We start from the raw sequence: 2,470 nt of genomic DNA, 5'->3' as shown, positions 1-2,470 counted from the left end.
AGACCTTAGACAAGCCTCATCGTCCCAGTTCAGAAGGCACTTTCGCATTCCCGCCCACGATCCGGTCCCAGCCCGACGTGAAACGCGGAGGCTAGGACTTGTCCGGTCGATCATGTGACTTTCGGTTGGTCTGGTCGTTGGTCCGGGCATGGGGCGGGGTGATCTGACGGATGCCGAGTGGGCCTCACGCCGCCCCCGCCGCGACGGGTGAAGGCGGCGGTTCATGTCAGTCGCCGAGGTCGCCGGTGGTCGGCTGTTGGTGGGAGTGCCACCAGGCCCAGGCCCGGCATCGGTCAGCAGACGACCATGACAGTGAACGGGCGGTCGTCATCGACAGTCTGGCTCCCGCTCGAAGACGGCGTCGCTGTGCGGACGAAAATATGCATGGCATCCGTCCAGGTGACCATGATGGACGCACTACCGGGCCCCGGATCGAAGGGGCCATTCGAGTTGACTGTGCCGATCAGACCACACGCGTTGATGTCGTTCTCCGTCGTCAGGAGGTAGCGGCCGATGCCAGCATGTTCGACTTCCGTGACGCCATTCGCTCTGAGGAGATTCCCGTCAGCATCGACCTTGGCGTACGTTGTGACGACCGGCAGTGCCTGCAGCTTCTTCGCAGGCTCGGCTGACGCCACCCAGCCCCCGGTTGCGAGGGCGACGGGCATCACCCCCAGCACAATTTTCCTGAACGCGTTCATATCGGCTCTCCTCGAAACGGGTTTGGCAATGCGACACGAGGAGATGTCACCGATTCGAGCCCGCATGAACAAGCTATCGGCCGTTGACCACTCCAATGGATCTTAAGTTCCAGCCTCCAAGCCGTTCAGCAGGACACCCTGAGCAGTCAGGCGCATTGCTTGCCGCCCGATATATTTACCCGGGAATGGGGCTGCTACTGACCTGGGACGACTGACAGTGAAGCTTCAGTAGGCGAGCTCGACGCCGGAGACGAACCCGCCGGTGTCCCACTCCCGACCATGGCGCAAAAGGCAGCCGCAGCCCAACTGCTGCATCTGCAGCCGCCCTCGTCATTTGGCTCCGCACATGATCGACCGGACAAGTCCTAGTAGCAATACCGGTGACTTTGGTGTGGCCTGCTCGTTGAGTGGGTTATGCCAAGGCCTGGACAGGTGAAGTCGCCGGCGAGTGACCGGCTCTCGGACCGGATCGCGTTGGGGGTGCTGACGCGTGCCTTCCCGCCCGAGTTGATCGATGAGGTGGTCGCCGCGTGCGGCCGGACCGAGCAGCGGCACCGGCTGCTGCCGGCGCGGGTGGTGGTCTATTTCGTGCTGGCGATGTGTCTGTTCTTCGGGCAGGGCTATGAGGAGGTGGCCCGGCTCCTGGTCCAGGGACTGGAGCGGGAGGGCCGGTGGGCGAGGGCCTGGCGGGTGCCGACGACGGCGGCCATCGGCCGGGCCCGTCTGCGGCTGGGGCCGGAGCCTCTTCGAGTCCTGTTCGCGAGGGTCTGCCGGCCGGTGGCGGTCCGTGAGACGGAAGGTGCCTGGTACCGGAACCGGCGTCTGGTGGCGGTGGACGGCACGGTGTTCGACTTGCCGGACACGGCGGCGAACGCGGAGTTCTTCGGGCGGCCGGGCAGCAGCCGCGGACAGGGCCGCAGCGCGTACCCGCAGGCGAGGGTGGCGGCGGTGGCCGAGTGCGGCACTCATGCCGTGTTCGCGGCCGAGGTCGCGCCGCTGTCCGTGCACGAGAGCGTGCTGGCCCAGCGGCTGTTCCCGGCGCTGGGAGACGGCATGCTCGTGCTGGCCGACCGGGGGTTCTGCGGCCTGGACCTGTGGCGGGCCGCCCGGGCCGGCGGCGCCGACCTGCTGTGGCGGGTGCGGAGCGTCGTCGTGCTGCCGGTCGTCACCATGCTCGACGACGGCTCCTACCTCTCGGAGATCGTTGCCACGCGCGACAGGAGCCGCCGGGCGGACCCCGAGCGGGTGCGGGTCATCGAGTACACAATCGGCCCACGCGGCGGTGACGGCACCGTCTACCGGCTGATCACCAGCATCCTGGACCCCGCCGAAGCCCCGGCCGAAGAACTCGCCGCCCTCTACGCCCAGAGATGGGAGATCGAGAACACTCTCGACGAGATCAAGAACCACCAGGGCGGCCCCCGGATGGTCCTGCGCTCCCAACACCCGCGAGGGGTCGAGCAGGAGATCTTCGCATTCCTGCTGGTCCACCACGCCCTGCGCGGCCTGATGCACCAGGCCGCGCTGCGGGGCGGGCACGATCCCGACCGGATCTCCTTCACCCGCACGCTTCGTATCGTCCGCCGCCACGTCACCGGCCAGGCGGCGCTTTCCCCCCTCCCGACTCGCCCGGACCACCGCCCGGAGCCTGTCTGAGATCACCGAACGCCTTCTGCCCGAACGGCGGTTGAGGTCCAACCCCCGCGTCATCAAACGCAAGATGTCGAACTGGGCCCTCAAACGCACCCACCACAGCAGCCTGCCCCCAC

At 67.1% G+C, this 2,470-nt stretch carries 2 protein-coding genes; one reads left to right on the top strand and one right to left on the bottom strand.

Features of this window, described 5'->3' with window-relative positions; translation table 11 throughout:
- Positions 1–293: 293 nt before the first annotated feature.
- Positions 294–701, bottom strand: coding sequence for a hypothetical protein (locus ACIQOV_RS37310; RefSeq protein WP_401055228.1), 408 nt, complete (start codon positions 699–701; stop codon positions 294–296).
- 414 nt (positions 702–1,115) lie between these two features.
- On the opposite strand from ACIQOV_RS37310, the gene ACIQOV_RS37305 reads away from it, so the two are divergent.
- Positions 1,116–2,357, top strand: a complete 1,242-nt coding sequence (locus ACIQOV_RS37305) for an IS4 family transposase (protein WP_401055227.1) — start codon at positions 1,116–1,118, stop codon at positions 2,355–2,357.
- Positions 2,358–2,470: the final 113 nt, after the last annotated feature.

Source organism: Kitasatospora sp. NPDC091257 (assembly GCF_044757675.1).
Classification (GTDB): domain Bacteria; phylum Actinomycetota; class Actinomycetes; order Streptomycetales; family Streptomycetaceae; genus Kitasatospora; species Kitasatospora lactacystinica.
The sequence above is the reverse complement of the archived record's forward strand: the minus strand, read 5'-3'. Positions and strand labels throughout refer to the sequence as shown.

Excerpts from the sequence above, each read along its gene's own strand:
- ACIQOV_RS37310 (WP_401055228.1), bottom strand. The coding sequence starts at position 701 with ATGAACGCGTTCAGGAAAATTGTGCTGGGGGTGATGCCCGTCGCCCTC.
- ACIQOV_RS37305 (WP_401055227.1), top strand. The coding sequence starts at position 1,116 with ATGCCAAGGCCTGGACAGGTGAAGTCGCCGGCGAGTGACCGGCTCTCG.